The sequence below is a fragment of the Myxococcus hansupus genome, assembly GCF_000280925.3.
Lineage (GTDB): Bacteria > Myxococcota > Myxococcia > Myxococcales > Myxococcaceae > Myxococcus > Myxococcus hansupus.
The window spans coordinates 1,645,074-1,661,398 of sequence record NZ_CP012109.1; the positions used below are offsets into that span (position 1 = coordinate 1,645,074).

At 69.8% G+C, this 16,325-nt stretch carries 18 protein-coding genes; 7 read left to right on the forward strand and 11 right to left on the reverse strand.

Features of this window, described 5'->3' with window-relative positions; translation table 11 throughout:
* Positions 1-15: 15 nt before the first annotated feature.
* The 4 genes from A176_RS06845 to A176_RS06860 form a co-directional block, all read right to left on the reverse strand.
* Complete coding sequence (locus A176_RS06845) at positions 16-492, reverse strand: VOC family protein (protein WP_002634280.1); 477 nt, start codon at positions 490-492, stop codon at positions 16-18.
* 44 nt (positions 493-536) lie between these two features.
* The gene (locus A176_RS06850; protein WP_002634279.1) at positions 537-998 is read right to left on the reverse strand and encodes a YaiI/YqxD family protein; all 462 of its coding nucleotides are present in this window, start codon (positions 996-998) and stop codon (positions 537-539) included.
* Positions 999-1,058: 60 nt separating this feature from the next.
* Complete coding sequence (locus A176_RS06855) at positions 1,059-1,871, reverse strand: LytR/AlgR family response regulator transcription factor (protein ID WP_002634278.1); 813 nt, start codon at positions 1,869-1,871, stop codon at positions 1,059-1,061.
* 73 nt (positions 1,872-1,944) lie between these two features.
* A complete protein-coding gene (locus A176_RS06860) occupies positions 1,945-3,030 on the reverse strand; it encodes a sensor histidine kinase (protein WP_226994223.1) in 1,086 nt (361 codons plus the stop codon).
* A gap of 200 nt (positions 3,031-3,230) precedes the next feature.
* Between A176_RS06860 and A176_RS06865 the strand changes: the two genes are divergently transcribed.
* Positions 3,231-3,833, forward strand: coding sequence for a hypothetical protein (locus A176_RS06865; protein WP_002634276.1), 603 nt, complete (start codon positions 3,231-3,233; stop codon positions 3,831-3,833).
* Positions 3,834-3,869: 36 nt separating this feature from the next.
* Positions 3,870-4,262 (forward strand): GFA family protein, encoded by a 393-nt coding sequence (locus A176_RS06870; protein ID WP_044889557.1) that lies wholly within the window; start codon positions 3,870-3,872, stop codon positions 4,260-4,262.
* Between the two features lie 71 nt (positions 4,263-4,333).
* On the opposite strand, the gene A176_RS06875 is transcribed toward A176_RS06870, so the two are convergent.
* The 3 genes from A176_RS06875 to A176_RS06885 all read right to left on the reverse strand — a co-directional run bounded on the left by A176_RS06875 (position 4,334) and on the right by A176_RS06885 (position 8,776).
* Positions 4,334-5,383 (reverse strand): lipase secretion chaperone, encoded by a 1,050-nt coding sequence (locus A176_RS06875; RefSeq protein WP_002634274.1) that lies wholly within the window; start codon positions 5,381-5,383, stop codon positions 4,334-4,336.
* Between the two features lie 22 nt (positions 5,384-5,405).
* The gene (locus A176_RS06880) at positions 5,406-6,332 is read right to left on the reverse strand and encodes a lipase family alpha/beta hydrolase (RefSeq protein WP_002634273.1); all 927 of its coding nucleotides are present in this window, start codon (positions 6,330-6,332) and stop codon (positions 5,406-5,408) included.
* A 296-nt stretch (positions 6,333-6,628) separates the two neighbouring features.
* The gene (locus A176_RS06885) at positions 6,629-8,776 is read right to left on the reverse strand and encodes a M3 family metallopeptidase (RefSeq protein WP_044889556.1); all 2,148 of its coding nucleotides are present in this window, start codon (positions 8,774-8,776) and stop codon (positions 6,629-6,631) included.
* A gap of 64 nt (positions 8,777-8,840) precedes the next feature.
* Between A176_RS06885 and A176_RS06890 the strand changes: the two genes are divergently transcribed.
* Entirely contained in the window at positions 8,841-9,332 is a 492-nt protein-coding gene (locus tag A176_RS06890) for an Lrp/AsnC family transcriptional regulator (RefSeq protein ID WP_002634271.1), read from the forward strand.
* A gap of 122 nt (positions 9,333-9,454) precedes the next feature.
* Entirely contained in the window at positions 9,455-9,979 is a 525-nt protein-coding gene (locus tag A176_RS06895; RefSeq protein WP_002634270.1) for a hypothetical protein, read from the forward strand.
* Positions 9,980-9,985: 6 nt separating this feature from the next.
* Here the strand turns inward: A176_RS06895 and A176_RS06900 are convergent, their stop codons facing one another.
* The gene (locus A176_RS06900) at positions 9,986-10,609 is read right to left on the reverse strand and encodes a hypothetical protein (protein WP_044889555.1); all 624 of its coding nucleotides are present in this window, start codon (positions 10,607-10,609) and stop codon (positions 9,986-9,988) included.
* A 481-nt stretch (positions 10,610-11,090) separates the two neighbouring features.
* Here A176_RS06900 and A176_RS06905 point away from each other — a divergent pair, with 481 nt between their 5' ends.
* On the forward strand, positions 11,091-11,501 hold the full coding sequence (locus A176_RS06905) for a DoxX family protein (RefSeq protein ID WP_002634267.1): 411 nt from the start codon (positions 11,091-11,093) through the stop codon (positions 11,499-11,501).
* A 32-nt stretch (positions 11,502-11,533) separates the two neighbouring features.
* Here the strand turns inward: A176_RS06905 and A176_RS06910 are convergent, their stop codons facing one another.
* Entirely contained in the window at positions 11,534-12,688 is a 1,155-nt protein-coding gene (locus A176_RS06910) for a serine hydrolase domain-containing protein (RefSeq protein WP_002634266.1), read from the reverse strand.
* A 55-nt stretch (positions 12,689-12,743) separates the two neighbouring features.
* Positions 12,744-13,790: a serine hydrolase domain-containing protein gene (locus A176_RS06915; RefSeq protein ID WP_044889554.1), complete on the reverse strand. Its 1,047-nt coding sequence runs from the start codon at positions 13,788-13,790 to the stop codon at positions 12,744-12,746.
* A 195-nt stretch (positions 13,791-13,985) separates the two neighbouring features.
* Between A176_RS06915 and A176_RS06920 the strand changes: the two genes are divergently transcribed.
* Entirely contained in the window at positions 13,986-14,324 is a 339-nt protein-coding gene (locus A176_RS06920) for a hypothetical protein (RefSeq protein ID WP_002634264.1), read from the forward strand.
* Between the two features lie 12 nt (positions 14,325-14,336).
* On the opposite strand, the gene A176_RS06925 is transcribed toward A176_RS06920, so the two are convergent.
* Complete coding sequence (locus A176_RS06925; protein ID WP_002634263.1) at positions 14,337-15,104, reverse strand: protein kinase domain-containing protein; 768 nt, start codon at positions 15,102-15,104, stop codon at positions 14,337-14,339.
* A gap of 277 nt (positions 15,105-15,381) precedes the next feature.
* Between A176_RS06925 and A176_RS06930 the strand changes: the two genes are divergently transcribed.
* Positions 15,382-16,302, forward strand: coding sequence for an RluA family pseudouridine synthase (locus A176_RS06930; RefSeq protein WP_002634262.1), 921 nt, complete (start codon positions 15,382-15,384; stop codon positions 16,300-16,302).
* The last annotated feature ends 23 nt before the right edge of the window (positions 16,303-16,325 follow it).

The window sequence follows — 16,325 nt, forward strand, 5'->3', positions numbered from 1 at the left end:
CGCGCCCGCGCGGGCTCAGCCCTTGAACATCTCCGTGAAGCGGCGCTGCATCTCCTCGGGAGACACGTCCTCGATGCGGGCGTTGAGGGCCCAGCGATGGCCGAACGGATCTCTCAGGTGCGCCGCGCGGTCGCCGTAGAACTCATCCTTGATGGGGCGCTCCAGGGTGGCGCCCGCGTCGATGGCGCGCTGGGCGGCCACGTCCACGTCGTCGACCCGGAGGTTGAGCGAACACGTCGTGCCCCCCTGACTCTGGGGGCCCGTGATGCCGTACTCCGGATATTCGTCCGCGAGCATCAGCGTCACGCCGCCCAGGGTCATCTCCGCGTGGCCCACGCGGCCGCTCGGCTCGGTCAGGCGGTACTTCTCCCGCGCGCCGAAGGCCCGCGTGTAGAAGTCGAGCGCCGCGGGGGCGTCTTTCACCACCAGCGCGAAGGCGAGCTGGGGGGTATCGGAGGGCTTCGTCTCGGAGGAGGGCGCTTTCTCGTTCATGCGAGGAAGATGCCCTCCCCGGGCCCGGCCGGCTTGTACGAATTTTACCTGGGCGTCGCCTTGACCAGCCGGGACAGCTCCCGGTCCAGGGCGGCGGCGAACTGCTGCCGGTCCTGGGCCGAGTAGCCGTCCGGCCCGCCGGTCGTCACGCCGCTCTCCCGCAGCTCCTGCATGAAGTTCCGGACGGAGAGTCGCTCGGCGACGTTCTCCTCGGTGAAGACCTCACCGCGCGAGTCCAGGACCACCACGCCCTTGGGCACCAGCAGCGCGGCCAGGGGAATGTCCTGGGTGATGGCCAGGTCTCCGGGCTGGGCCTCCTTCGCGATGTGCCGGTCCGCCACGTCGAGCCCGGCTCCGACCTGCACCGTGGACACATAGGCCAGCCGGGGCAGGGAGAGCGCGTGGTTGGCCACGAAGACGGTGTGCACCTTCACGCGCTGGCCAGCACGCAGGAGGATGTCTCGGGCAGGGCCCGGGCAGGCATCGGCATCGACCCAGATTTTCATACGGAGGCCACTATCTCAGGATTCGCGCCAGGGCTCACGGTGGAGTCCTCGGCGCGTGGCTCATCGTGGACTCACACCCTCCGTGATGAGCCCCATCGCGGCCTCCACGCGGGCGCGGTGGCTGCGGCCGGTGCGCACCGCCGTCCCTTCGGCGCCGAGGATGAGCAGGTACTCGCCCTGGGAGAGCGGCTCCAGTTCGCGCACGTGGTCCACGTTGACGAGCACCGAGCGATGGACGCGGACGAAGCGGCGCGGGTCCAGGCGCTCCTCCAGGCGCGTCAGCGTCTCCCGGAGGATGTGTTGCTCGCCGCCGGAGTGGACGCGCACGTAGTTGGCCTCCGACTCCGCGTGGGTGATGGTGGCGCAGTCGATGATGCGGATGCGGCCATCCACCTTCACGGGCAGCCGGCGCAGGGGGGCCTCCGCCATCGCCAGGCCGGTGAGCATCGCCTCCTGCCGGGACACCGCTTCGCTCCGGCGCATCAGCCGGACCTGTTCGCGGGCGCGGGCGAGCGCGGCGCGGAAGCGCTCCCTGTCATAGGGCTTGAGCAGGAAGTCCAGCGCCTGGGCCTCGAAGGCCTGCAAGGCATAGCGCTGCCAGGCGGTGACGAAGACCACCACGGGCAAGGACTCCGGGGGCAGGGTGCGCAGCACCTCGAAGCCATCCCCCGCGGGCATCTCGACATCCAGGAGGAGCACGTCCGGGTTTCGGGCGAGGACCTGCCGCACGGTGTCCGCGCCATTCTCGGCCTCGGCCACCAGCTCCACGTTCGGCTCGGCGGCCAGCAGCGTGCGCAGGCGCTGCCGGGCCAGGGGCTCGTCATCCGCCACCAGGACCTTCAGCGGGAGCGGGCTCTGGGGTTCGGTGCTCACGGTGGGGTCTCGCTCGGAGGCAGGTCGTCCCCCCGCGGGCCGCCGACGGTGACGGGGCCGGAAGAAGATCGGCTCATGCTGCCTCGCTGCTCGTGGCGCGGACCCACGGCACGCGCAGCTCGGCCACGGCGCCACGCGGCGTCGCGGGCTTCAACTCCAGCGCGGCGTGGGGCCCGTAGAGCGTGGCCAGCCGGGCGCGCAGGTTGGACAGTCCCACGCCGCCTCCTCGAGCGGGGCCCTTGTGGGGAGGCCCCACGCCATTGTCCCGCACATGCACGTGCAGCGCGTCGCCCTCGCGCCCGGCGGAGATTTCAATCCGCCCAGGCTCCGCGCGCGGTGCGAGGCCATGCCGGATGGCGTTCTCCACCAGGGGTTGGAGCGCGAGGAACGGAACCCGCGCGTCCATCACGTCCGGGGCCAGCTTCCAATCCACTTCCAGCCGGGAGCCAAAGCGCGTCCGCTCGATGTCCAGGTAGGGCGCCAGCGCCTCCAACTCCTCACGCAGCGTCACCTCCTGGCGCCCGTGGGAGTCCAGGCTGTGCCGCAAGAGGTCGCCCAGCCGCGCGAGCATTCGTTCGGCCGCGTCCGGGTCCGAATGCACCAGCGTCGCCACGGCGTTGAGCGCATTGAAGAGGAAATGCGGCCGGAGCTGGGACGCGAGCGCCTGGAGCCGGGCCTCCGCGAGCTGTGTCTGGAGTTGGTCCGCGCGGCGCTGGCGGACCTGCGCGCGCCGCGCGAGCCCCAGGGCATGCGCTCCGGCCGTCAGCAGGATGTACGGCAGCAGGTTGTTGACCACGCTCTGCGCGAGAACCTCGCGAAGGTGCGGCAGCCGCTGATACCAGCCGATGAGGTCCTGGGTCAGGACGACGAAGGTGGCCCGCCCGAGCACGACCAGCAGCAGCGCGCCCACGTGATAGCGCAGGGGAGAAAGCAGCCGGGCGCGCGTCAGGGGGACCCGTTCGGCCAGCCGCAGGCACATCACGGTGATGGGCACCCACAGCAGCGAGCTGGCCAGGGACATGCGCCACAGCTCGCCCTGGGAGACCTCCGCCTCGCCAATGCGTTGCAGGAGCTGCACCTGGCTCACGGAGATGAAGGCGTCCGCCAGCCACCAGCCAGTGGCGCCCAGCCAGACGGCCCAGGAGGGGAGGGGCGGCACTTCACCCGGCCGCGTTGCGTCCTGCTCATGCATGACGGCGGAGGGTAGCGGGAGCCGGGGACGGCTTGCACGCGAGCGGGGACGAACGGCGCCGGGGCGGGGACGAACCGTTCGCATTCCATGTCTTTTGAACGTCGGAATGCGCCGCGTCACGGGGCCGGCTTGCGAAAGGGCTCGCACGCGCATCTAGGATGGCAGACATGCCATCCCTGCTCCGGCGTGCGGTCCTTCCCTTCGTGCCCATCGCCCTGCTCACCACGGCTTGCGGTACCGACCCCACGGGGGAATGCCGGGGCACTCACCTGGGGGCGCGTGTGAACTGGCCCATCGATACGGAGTACTCCCGGCTGGAGCGTCAGCTCTCCGACCGGCTGGGGATTCGAACCGTTCGGCTCCTCCTGTACTACGCCCCGAACGGGAGCGCGGGCCTGACCGATTTTGGCGCGAACGTGAGGCTGGTGGATAACGCCACCGTCTCCAACGGGCCCGTGACCGTCTTCCTGGACGACAATGGCCGAGGCCGACTGGTGCCCGAGTCGACTTCGCTGGTGGTGGATTGGGAAGGGCTGGTGGGGACCCGCCACGCCTCCGTGGGCACGGGCTATCCCGAGGCGTCGGGCGTGCCGATGGCGGGTTCGGTGACGCTGGTCGAGGTGACCGACGATTTCGCCGCGGGCCACTATGTCTACCATTTCGCGGATGGCAGCGAACTGACGTGTACCTTCAACATCCCGACGCCCGAGCGGGCCGACGGCTGGTGGGATGGGGATGTCGAGTATGACGATGATGACGACGATGATTGAATCCCGCGTCGGCCACGCCTCGTGTAGAACAGACGCATGAACACGGGTGGCTGCTTTTGCGGAGCGGTTCGGTATGAGGTGAGCGCGCCCCTGACGGCGGTGACGTATTGCCATTGTTCGAAGTGCCGGAAGTGGCACGGACACGTCGGGGCCTACGCGGCGGTGGACCGGGAGGGGTTCCGCCTCACCGAGGAGCGCGGCCTCAAATGGCACACGCTCTCTCCCACCGTGCGGCGCGGTTTCTGTGTGGAGTGTGGCTCCAGCGTGCTGTTCGACGAAGCGCCTGCCCCGAAGATGTCGGTCTGCGCCGGCTCGCTCGACACGCCCACCGGCATCCGGGAGAAGGCGCACATCTACCTGGGCAGCAAGGCGGATTACTACGAAGTGGCGGACTCGCTCATCAAGTACGACACCTTCCCCGGCAAATGAGCAGCGCCGCCTGACAGCACTCCGACACGCCGGGGCCCCAGGGCTCCGTGGACGACCCGGCGCGCTGAGGCTCAGGGCGCTTTCGCCGCCGCGTCGATGGCGTCCAGGGCTTCCACCCTCAGCCGCTCCTCTGGACTGAAGGTGTCCATCAGCAGCCGCTGCACCGCGGCCTCCCGGGCCGTGGGGTCTTGTTCCGTCTGGAGCAGGGTCTCACGCCGCGCGCGGAAGTCCGTGAGCCGCTTCTTCCATTCGGCCTCCTCGCGGTCCATGGCCTCCAGGCGCTCGGTGGCCTCCGGGCCCACGGTGGCCAGCCGGTGCTGGCGCAGGTCCTCGGCCGTCGCGCCGGACGCTTGCAGCTCGCGCTCCACGGCCTGCTGCTGGAGCGGCCGCAGGGCCTCGTCGCGGCTGGTGCGGTAACCGGCGGGAAGCTGCTCGTCCAGCTCGCCGATTCGGCGCTCACGCTCCTCGGGCGTCAGCGAGGAGTCCTTCTCCAGCTTCATGCGCTCCACGGCCACGGCGTCAATCTGCTCCTCCTCGCCGAAGAGGCCGTCGGCCCAGGGGCCCAGGTGTTCGCGGCGCAGCGCTCTCAGGGACTCCAACCGCGCGCCGAGGTCCTGCTCCACGCCGCGCTGGTTCGCCGCGAAGGTGCGGGCCGCGTCACGGTAGGCGAGGTAGTCGTCCAGCAGTCGCACGGCCTCCTCCATCGCGGAGGCCGGCAGGTTCTTCGCCCGCAGCGAGGCGAGGATGCGCGCGCGGATGACGGACAAGTCCTCCTCGCCCATCGCGGACAGGTAGTAGTCGAACAGGCGGCGGATGTCCGGCGTCACCACGAGATGGCCCGTGGCGTCCACCCGCACCGCGCCGTCCTCCTCCGTGTCCTGGAGCGAGTTCGGCATGGGGGGCAGGGGCGCGTCGGCGTCCACCCCCGTCGCGGCCGTGGCGGGCGGAGTCCCGCGCGGCACGGCCACGCCACCTCGGGGCGTGGTGGCGTGTGGTGATGCGGCATCGGCGACAGCGGGCCCGGGCGGCGGTGGCGTCGCCCGGGCCTTCCACCATGAGAAGACGCCGGCACCCAGCAAGGCGCACAGGGCGACGACGGGAATGACGGCGCGGCTCTTCATGGCGCTCCTTCGTGAACGGCCTTTAGAGGCCGAGCCCCTTCAGGCGGTTGGCCTGACCACGGAACACCGTCTTGGGGTTCGTGAAGAAGGCGGTGAGACCCAGCACCTGGTTCACCTCGTCCAGGTGGTTCATGTCGTAGTTGTCGCGCAGCACCGTGCCGAAGTGCGAGCTGCACCGGCCGACGAGGCCGTCGTTCGCCTCGCTGTAGAAGAACGAGGCCAGCTTCAGCGAGTAGTCGGACACGTCGAGCAGGTTGGTGAAGGGGTCCGTGCCGGACCAGGAGTAGTAGCGCTGGCCGTTGGTGCCCGTCGCGGCGCCCTGGCCGCAGCTACTGGAGGGGATGCCCGCGGGGTACTTCTGGTTGAGCCGCGCGGTGCCCGGCTTGCTCAGCGCCTCGAGCGCGCCAATGGCGTTCTGCGGGTTCGTCTTGCCCGACAGCAGGCCCAGGACGGTGCCCAGGTTGTTGGCGAAGTGGGCCAGGACGCGCTCCGTGAAGGAACCACCCTGGAGGTTGCCGCGCAGGTAGTCCGCCAGGTCCGCGCCCTTGTGCGGCGAGCCGACCGTCGTGACGGAGGCCACCAGGTCCGGCCGCACCGCCGCCACGTAGCGCACGTCCAGGCCGCCGTGGCTGTGGCCAATGAGGTTCACCTTGCCCTTGCCGCTGCGCGCGACGATGTCCTTCACCTGCGCCAGCAGCGCCTCGCCGCGCTGCTCCGTGGTGTTGAACTGCGGCACGCTCGTCACGTACACCGTCGCCCCGCTCGAACGCAGGTCGGAGCCAATGCCGTAGAAGTAGTCGTAGACGCCAAACAGCGAGTCAAAGCCCGCCATGCCGTGCGCGAGCACGATGGGGTAGCGAGTCTGGGCGTACGTGTTCGCGTGAGCGGGCTTCGCCCACAACCCAAGTGCAGCGACAGCCAGAACCAGTGTCCGGACAGCGTTTCGCATGATGAGGGGCTCCTGTTTGGGGGAGCGGGCCCGTTACGGATTGACCCGCGAGTCAACGGCGTAGGCCAATCACAGACGAAGATCAAGGCACCTCCCGCATTATGGGAAAAGCATGCGAGGCCGGGTGTCACATGGCCTTGTCGTATTGCGTCAAAGAAATGCGACGCGATGCGTTGATTTCCCTCGTGCGAGACATGATGGCGCGGTGCGTTGTTTGCGGCCGATACACGTTGTCGCGAGCGACCCGTCCCCGCGCTCCCGTCGCGACAGGGGTGGAGGTCGGCCCGCACCCTGTCTCATCGTGCTACGGGTTTTGCCTCAGCGGGTGCGGCGGGTGGGGCCTCGGGAAAGCCTCGCTCACGCAGCAGCGCGCCCGCGTCGGCATCGCGGCCTCGGAAGGCGCGGTAGCCCTCGAACGGGTCGACGGTGTTGCCCACGGACAGCACGTGCTGGCGCAGGCGGTTCGCGGCCTGGCGGACCTGGGGCCGCGTCTTGCCGGCGAACGCGTCATAGGCATCCGCGGCCAGGACATCCGCCCACAGGTAGCGGTAGTAGCCGGCTGCGTAGGCGTTGCTGGCGAAGACATGCCCGAAGTGGGCCATGCGAAAGCGCATGCCGACCTCCTCGGGCGCGCCCATCCGCGCCAAGGTGGCCTGCTCGAAGGCGACTGGATCCTTCGGGGGTGTGGCGGCCAGGTGGAGCTGCATCTCGACCCGCGCCGACGTCAGGAAGTCCATCGTGTAGAAGCCCTGGTTGAAGGCCGCCGCCTTCTGGATTTTCGCCAGGAGCGCCGCGGGCATCGGCGTGCCCGTGACGTGGTGGCGCGCGAAGCGGTCGAGCACCTCCGGGGTCGACACCCAGCGCTCGAACAGCTTGCCGGGGAACTCGGCGTAGTCGCGCACCACCCGCGTGCCCGCGAGCGAAGGGTAGGCCACGTTCGAGTTCAGTCCGTGCAAGGCATGGCCAAACTCGTGGAACAGCGTCTGGGCATCACGCCAGCCCAGCAGCGCGGGCGTTCCCGGCGCGGGCTTCACGAAGGGCAGGGCGTTGGACACGATGGGCGTCGTCGTGCCTCGGAACCGCTCTTGAATCCGGAACGGGTCCGTCTGCCCGCCGTTGTATTTCCCCTGCCGCGCGTAGGGGTCGAAGTAGAGCAGCCCCACGTGCCGGCCGCTGGCGCGGTCCTTCACCTCGAAGACGCTCACGTCGGGGTGGTAGACGGGCACGCCCTGGGCGGGCGCGAAGCCGAAGCCGAACAGCTCCCCCGCCAGCCAGAACATGCCCTCGCGCAAGGTGTCGAGCTGCAGGTACGGCTTCACCTCGTTCTCATCGAGGTCGTACTTCGCCTTGCGCACCTTCTCCGCGTAGTAGCGGTAGTCCCAGGGCTGGAGCTTCACCTGCTGTCCCTCGCGCGCCGCGAGCGCCTGCATGTCGGCCACCTCCTCGCGCACCCGGGCGACGGCGGGCGTCCACATCGACTCCAGGAGCGCCATGGCGCGCTCGGGCGTCTTGAGCATGGTGGGCGCCATCTGCCGGTGCGCATACGTGGGGTAGCCCAGGAGCCGGGCCTGCTCCGCGCGAAGGGCCAGTATCTCCGTGATGACGGCGCGATTGTCGCGGGCGTTGCCGCGGTTGCCTCGGCTGTCGTAGTTGCGCCACACCTTCTCGCGCAGCGTCCGCCGGTCCGAGAACGTGAGGAAGTCCGCCACCGCCGACCTCGTGTTGGCCACGACCCACCGGCCCTTCAGGCCGCGCGCTTCCGCCTCGGACGCGGCGGCCCGCCGCAAGGGCTCGGGCAGCCCGGCCAGGTCCGCTTCGCTTTCGAGCACCACGCCTTCCGCCTCGTCGCCCATCACGTTCTGGGAGAAGGTGGTGTAGAGCGCCGCGAGCCGAGGGTTGAGCGCCGCCATGCGCTTGCGGCCCGGGGCGTCGAGGTGGGCGCCCTCGCTCACGAAGCTCCGGCGGTAATAGTCCACGAGCCGTTGCTGCTCGGGTGTCCACTTCGCCCGCTCCGGTGATGCATGGACGGCCTGGACGCGCTGGAAGAGGCGCTCATTTTGCGGCGTCTCGTCCCAGAAGGCGGCCAGCCGAGGTGACATCTCCCGCTCCACCGCCTGGAACTCCGGCGTGTTCAGCAGGTTCGACCACGCGCTGTAGACCTCGTAGACACGGGTGAAGTCGCGGCCCGCGTCCTCGAGCGCGGCGATGGTGTTCTCGAAGGTGGGTGGTGCCTTCGCGTTCGCGATGGCGCTGATTTCGCGCCGAGAGGCCTCCATCGCGACGTCGAAGGCGGGCCGGAACTGTTCGACCTTCACGCGGTCGAAAGGCGGCACGCCCCCGTGGGGGCCCGTCCAGGGTTCCAGCAGCGGATTCGATGGGGCAGGGGCCGCCAGCACTGCGCCGGCCGTGAGCACTCCGAGCAATGTGATTCTGTATCCGAGCATGGATGTAGAATAGGTGTCGGAGCAGTGCTTTATCTATCGAATGAAATTCGACTGGGAGCCCGCAATGACACCCCTCGACCGAATCGATCGCGCGATTCTGACCGCGCTCCAGAAGGATGCGCGGTTGTCCAACAAGGAGCTGGCGGCGCAGGTGGGGCTGGCGCCCTCCACGTGCCTGACGCGCGTGAAGAAGCTGGAGTCCGAAGGCTTCATCAAAGGCTACCGCGCGGAGTTGGACTCGGGCGCGTTGGGACTGGGGCTGCAGGCGCTCATCTCCGTGCAACTGCGGCTCCACGTCGACCACGCCTTCGGCAGCATCGGCGACCACCTGCGCTCGCTGCCGGAGACAGTGGCCGTGTATTGCCTGGGCGGCAGCACGGACTTCCTGGTGCACGTGGTGTGTCGCGACACGGAGCACCTGCGCCGGCTGACCATCTTGTCCTTCACCAACCGTCCCGAGGTGAGCCGCATCGAGACGTCGCTCGTGTTCTCGTACACGAAGCTGCCCGTGCCGGTGGACCCCGAGGAGATGGCGGCGCTGCCCCGGCCCAAATGAGGCAGGGGAGCGGCCGAGGCCCTCGCGTCCCCGCGTCGTCGCGGGCGTCCTCGCTTGCGGACGGTGGCCGTCATTCCCAGTCTGCTGGGGCCGCAGGAGCGGACACGCCGCGAGGAGGGCCCATGGCCACGAAGAAGCGCTCACGCACCGCCACGAAGCCGCGAACGTCCTCCGGGCGCCGAAGCGCCGTCCGGAAGGCGGGGACGGCCAGGCGCGCCGTTGCCCGGAAGACTGCTTCCCGAAGCGGTGGCCGGTACACCGACCCGGAGCTGCGCGAGCGCATCAAGGAGCGCATCCTGCGAGGCAGCAAGGGAGGCCGCGCGGGCGAATGGAGCGCGCGCAAGGCGCAGCTCGTGGCCGCCGAGTACAAGAAGGAGGGCGGTGGCTATCGGGGCGGACGCAGCGGGACGCAGAAGTCGCTCACGTCCTGGACCGCGGAGGCGTGGCAGACGCAAGAAGGCGATACCCGCGCCCGCCATGGTGCCGTCACGTCGCGCTACCTGCCGAAGAAGGCGTGGGAGCAGCTCACCCCCGCCCAGAAGCGCGCGACGGAGCGGAAGAAGCGCGCGGGCTCCCGGCGCGGCAAGCAGTTCGTCCGCAACACCGCGGCGGCCCGCAGCGCGCGCAAGAAGACGACCCGGCGCTGACGCCTGTCACGCGCCGGCGGCGCCCGAGGGCAGGAAGACGGCTTCGTACGCCGCGAGGAGCTCCGGGAAGACGATGCACTTCTGGTGCGCTGGATAGACGCCCGTCGAGTACCGGATGGCCGCGTAGCCGAAGATCTCCGTGAAGAGCGCCAACCGGGCCTCGGCGGGCGCTCGTCGCACGTGGTCATGGAACGCGAGGACCTCGCCCTCCAGTGAGAAGGGGCGCAGGTACAAGGCGTGGGGAATCACATCGTGGGCGATGCGGAAGATGCAGTTCTCCTCCGGCGTCCACAGCGGGTGTTCGCAATGCTCGGTGTTGATTTCGAGCCGGCCCCGCTCCAGGTCCGCGACGATGTCCTCGGGCCTGTCGTAGACGGTGCGCGTCGAATACGTGATGGCGAGGAGCGGCCGCACTGCTTCGTGGACCTCGAAGGCATGTGCGAGCAGCGCCTCCCATGAGCCCGCGGCACCGATGTCCACGCGCCGCGAGTCGGCCGCGTAGGCGTCCGTCACCCGCGTGGCGAAGGCCAGCAGGGCCGCGGGCTGAAAGGCCCACGACGTCGGCTCCGGATAGGGGATGGATGGAAAGCGTGACGCGATGCTCGCGCGGAGCGCGTTCAGCACAGTCATTGGATAGCCCCCCGGCCTTCAATGAGAGGCGAATGGTACAGCGCGAAGGCGCCGCGGTTTCGCGCGTGCGCGTGATTCAGGTGCGGCTGGGCTTGGAGTGTCTACCAGTCGGCGGTCCTTCCCCTGTTCGCAAACGCGCTCACCTTCATCAACGCGGGGGCCTACACGGCCCCGAAGACGGCGGGCATTGGCCAGACAGTGGGCTTCACCCTCGTTCCGTTGTCCCCTCGTGTGGACAACGGGCACGTGGGAGCGCGCGGGCAACGCCAGCGTCAATATCAACATGCGTACCTGCTTGAGCCGACCTTCGCGCCGCTGTCCCAGGCCGAGGTGCTGGAGCGGCACCTGGGCAGTCCGTAGGAGGGCGCCGGCCTGGGAGTGTGGGTGCCTTCCCTGGCCGGCGTGCTTCACTTGTGGAGAAATGCGGAGGGCGTTAGATCCGCGGGCCTTTCAGGCCCTCCTCTTTCAGGACGCATCTTCCATGTCGACCGTCGCGTCGTCCGCTCCTCAGTCCGCAGTGACCTCCAAGCCGTGGATGCTCTGGCTGGGACGTATTTTCTCGGGACTCGTCGCGGCCCTGCTCACCCTGAGCGCCGTGCAGAAGCTGAACCCGTCGCCCGAGGCGCTCCAGGGCTTCCAGACGTTCGGCTATTCCGCGGAGGTGTTGCTCCCCATCGGTGTCGTCGAGCTCCTGTGTGTCCTCGTCTACCTGGTGCCGAGGACCTCCGTGCTGGGCGCCATCCTCATCACTGGCTACCTGGGCGGGGCCACCGCGACGCACGTGCGAGTGTCGGACGCGTTCATCGTGCCCATCCTCCTGGGCGTGGTCGCCTGGGCCGGGCTCTTCTTGCGCGACGCGCGCATCCGGGACCTGCTGCCCCTGCGCCGCTGAGAGGTTGAACCGCAAACCTCATGGCCGCGTGCTCAGCGTCGCGCGTCCATGAGCATGGACCACAGCGTGTCGTCGAAGTCCGAGAGGGCCTCCGCGCTCCGTTCCCCTGCCTGGGGCCCCAACCGCGTCACCACGAGCCCGAGCGAGGGCACCACGTAGACCTTCTGGTCATCCTTGCCGAGCCCCGCGTACAGGTCCGGCGGTGCGCTGGGGAGGAGGGCGCCTTCGAGGCGCGCGTGGCCCGGGGGCACCAGGGCGAAGTCCTGTCCATTGAGCCAGAAGAGATGGCCATACGCGGGATTGAGTGTCTGGGAAGGCCGCGTCGCCAACGCGAGCTGGGCCGCCGGAGCGACCTGCGTGCCGTTCCAGCGCCCCTGGGCCTGCATCAACAAACCGAAGCGCGCCAGGTCCTTCGCGCTCATGTTGAGGCCCCAGAGTGGCAGGCCCTTGCTGTCCAGGTCCGTGCGTGCGTACCAGGCGCTGTTCACCGCGCCCAGGGGTTGGAAGAGCCAGGCGTTGGAGAGTTCCTGGATGCCCATGCCCGTGCGCCGCTCGAGCACGTGGCGCAGCCGGTGGTAGGCGTCGTTGTTGTAAAGCCAGACAGCGCCAGGCTCGGCCATCCGGGTGAGCGTGGGCGTCAGGCCGCTCGACATGGTCAGCAGGTGCCGCACGGTGATGCGGGCCTCGGCCGCGGCGTTGGCGTTCGACCAGCCCGTGCCCAGGACCTCCGAGACGGCTTCGTCGAGCGTGAGCAATTGCTTCTGCACGGCGATTCCGACCAGGACCGCGATGACGCTCTTCTGCGCGGAGGCGATGTCCCGTCGCAGATTCAGGCCAAAGCCCCAGTAGCGCTCGGCGAGGATGCGTCCGTCTTGCAGGATGACGAACGCGCGGGTGTCTCGCGAGCCCACGAAGTCGATGACGGCGTTCAGCTTCGCCGCGTCCCAGCCCGCGCTGGCCGGGTCCACCCTGAGCCAGCTCGCGTCGTTCTGGGGGAAGACCAGGGCCGTGGATTCGGGGGCGCCCGCGTCGGGTTCTTCCGTGCCTGCGTCGGGCTGGGCGTCTCCTCCGGCGTCGGGGGCCTCCACGCCCGAGTCCGGCGCCGAATCCATGTCGTCGGTGGACGTGTCCGGCGAGCACGCACAAAGGACGCAGGCCGCGAGGGCGAGGAGGAGGCTCGGTTTCATGCCCCTTCCAACACGCGGCCCTCGCGGAAGTTGCGCTGCCTTCCGCGAAAGGTGCTCACTTCGGGGGCAGGAGCTGGAAGAGCAACGAGAGCCCTGGCGCTTCCAGGGGCACGCGTCCTCGGAGCGCGGCGAAGAAGGACCAGCCGTGGTCCGCGAGGAGCACCACGCCCGCATTCGCCGCCACGGCGAAGCCGAGGAACCCCGTGTAGCCGCCCATGACGGAGGAGCGCCACACCACCGGCTGGCCTCGCACCTGCGTGACGTTCCAGCCCAGCCCGGCGTGCCGGGGCCCCGCCGTCACACGCGGCTCCTGCGGAATCCGGAGGGCGCGCACGACGCTCGCGTCCCCCTGGCCCAGGTTCGCGTCGAGGAACCGCAGCAGGTCGGGCGCGGTGGAGTACGCGGCCCCCGCGCCTGGAATCGCGGGGAAGGTCCACGCCGGCACGGGCATTCCCTTCGCGGTGTGGCCCACGGCCAGGCGTGGTGCTTGTTCGTCGGTGGGCCGCAGGGAGGTGTCCAACATGCTCAGGGGCCTGAAGAGCAGGTCCCTCAGCGCGTGGCCGTAGTTCACCCCCGCGCGCCGGGAGAGGGCATGGCCCAGCACGCCCATGCCGATGAGGGACTCGGCGTGGCGGCGCGGTGGAGGCCACTCCGGGTGGTAGCTCCGGAGGAAATCGCCGAAGAGTCCCGCGTTGTAGTGGCCGAAGGGGTCCTCGGGGTTCTGCGCTCCGGTCTCCAGGTTGGGCGGCAGGTGCGGCATCCCAGAGGTGTGCGTGGCGAGCTGTTCCAGGGTGATGCGGCCCGCCGCTTCGTCCGGGAGCAGCGGCCGGGGAATCACCTCCGACAACGGCATGTCGAGCCGTGCCTTCCCCTGGTCCACGAGCAGCGCGAGGAGCGCGCCCGTGAAGACCTGGGTGAGCTCGCCGAGCGCGAAGAGCGTGTCCTTTGCGGGAGGCGCGCCCCGGCCTCGCAGTGCCTCCACATGGTGCGTGCCCCCGTATGTGATGCCGGCACAGAGGGCGGCCGACCTGTACCCGCGCACGTAGCGGCGGGTGGCATCCTGGAGCAGCTCTGTGGGGGACGGCTTCGATGTGGGACTCACGGAGCCTCGTCTACACCATCCGGGGCATGGGCACCCTGTCTCGGGACGCCGTGCGCCGTGCTGTCACACGCCCGCTCGGAAATTGACGGATTGTCTCGCGGCACCGCCGGCGGCGGCGTCCAAGTTCGCGGAATCCCGAGCGAAGGCCCTTGGAACGCCATGTGTAATGGCTTGCGGGCACGAGGAGCCCGCATCATGCCCGTCTGCCGTCAGCCCGAATCGTCCGCGTTCACCCTCACGCGTCACTTCGTCGAGCGCAGCGCGCTCCGGCAGCTTCGTGACGACGTGCTCGACTTCATCCTGGAGTTCGGCAGCCGCACGCGCGCGAGTGGCATGACGCACGTCACGGTGCTGGAGCGCGACCTGCCGAGGGGTTGGCGGCGCATGGACGTGGCGCGGCAGGCGAGCGGATGGATTGTGCTGCTCAACGACGAAGAGCGCCTCATCACCTGCTACCGGCGCGGTGACGCGAACCGCTTCATCCGCCGCAAGCCGAAGCACCGCATGTCCGACACCCAGCTTCACCGCCTCTGAGCGCAGGTGCGCTCAGGCCGCGCCCTGCAAGGCGTACATTCCCAGGGCGACCAGCATCGCGCCACCCACGGCCAGCAGGCCCATGGGGAAGCGCTGGGTCAGCAGCCGCCGCGCGGAGGTGGTGCTGTCGGGCCGGTCCTCGATGCGCTCCGAGAGGAGCCTCTCCAAGAACCGGCGCAGCCGGCGCGGCACGCCTCGGGGGAGGGGCTGGCTCCCGGGCTCTCCGCCGGTGAGGGCCTCGTGCAGCAGGCGCCCCAGGACATGCAGGTCGGACTGCACCACCGCGCGGCCCCACTGACGCTGTTCCGGGGCCTGGTACCGATGCGCGCCGGGGGGAATCACGCCCAGGCCGAAGCGCCAGAGCTTCGCGCCATTCGCGCCGACCAGGACGCTTTCGGGACTGAGGTTTCCGTGGACCAGCCCCGCGTCATGCGCGGCGCCCAGCGCATCCAGGAGCTGGAACGCGATGCGCTCCACCTCCGGCCAGGGCAGGGCATTGACCCAATCCAGCCGCGTCCGCAGGTCGGGCGCGGACAGGGGCACCATCGCGTACCAACACCGGCCGCGCTCCTCGCCCGAGGAGACGACGTGGATGAGGCCCGGGTGCCGGAGACCTCGGAGCAGCTCGACCTCGCGGTGGAAGGCGGCTCGACGTGCCGCGTCCGCCGTCACGCGAGAGGGCAGCACCCGGACCGCGCAGGGACCGGCATGGCCCTCCGCCGCGTACAGCGCGCCCGTGTCATCCGTCCCCATGCGGTGCACCAGCAGGAACCCACCCATCGATTCACCGGAGAGGTCTGGCTCGGGTGGGATGAAAGGGCCGCCCACGCCCTCGCCCGTCGAGGCGCCCGCGCCACACGTGGGGCATGGGCCCGGCCCGGTGTCCGCGCGCGGCGTGCGACATGTGGGGCAGAGGTTCTTCACGGGAGGGGAGGGGGTGGGTTGCTGGCATCTTCCGAGGGCTTTCCTCGCACGGCAAGCGATGGTCGCTCGCTCGAGGGGCGGGGCGGGTGCCGTGGACGTTGACTCGCTTGCCGGGTTGAGGGACGCACAGCGCATGGCGCATCAGAAGGTCCAGGTTCCTCGTGAGTCCGCGGGGGAGCGGCTCGACCGCTTCCTGTCGAAGCAGGTGCCGGGCCTCGGCCTGGAGCGGGCGCGCGCCTTGATTGACTCGGGCGCGGTTCGCATTCGCGGGAAGAAGTGTCAGGCCACGCGCAAGCTGTGGGGCGGAGAGGAAATCGAGCTTGAACGCCCGGAGCCCCGCGCCGCGCCCCAGGTGTCCGCCGAGGGGCCCGTGCTGCCCGTGCTTCACGACGACGCGGCCCTGGTCATCGTGAACAAGCCCCCGGGCATCGTCGTGGAGCCGGAAGGCCGCGCGGCCTCGGTGGTGGGCTTGCTGGCGGCGCAGCGGCCCCCGTTCGACGTGGAGGGCCAGGCGCTTCCGGGGGTGGTGCACCGGTTGGACCGGGAGACCAGCGGCTGCCTGTCCTTCGCCCGCACGGACGTCGCCGCCGCCGCGCTCCTGCGCGCCTTCCAGGAGAAGCGCGTGGACAAGCGGTACTGGACGCTGGTGCTGGGGCAGCCCCCCGCGCAGGGGCGTCTGGAGGGGCCTTATGCCCGCGACCCGGCGGACCCCCGACGCTTCACCACGCGCGTGCCGTCCGCGCGCAGGGCCGCGCTGTCCTACGAGGTCCGCGAGCGTTTCGCCAACGCGGCCCTGTTGGAAATCGACCTGGACACCGGCCGCACGCACCAGATTCGCGTGCAACTCTCCGAGGCGGGGTTCCCCGTGCTGGGGGACTCGCTGTACGGCGCGCCCGAGGCGCGGACGCATGCCGCCGCGCAGGCGTTGGGACGTCAGGCGCTGCATGCCTTCATGCTGGAGCTGCCGAGTCTCACTTCCGGGCAGCTCATCCGCGTGGAGGCGCCGCTGCCGGAGGACTTCCTGCGCGCGCTCGCGGTGCTGCGGGGTGGGTGAGCACGCCGCGCCTCGCGTGGGGA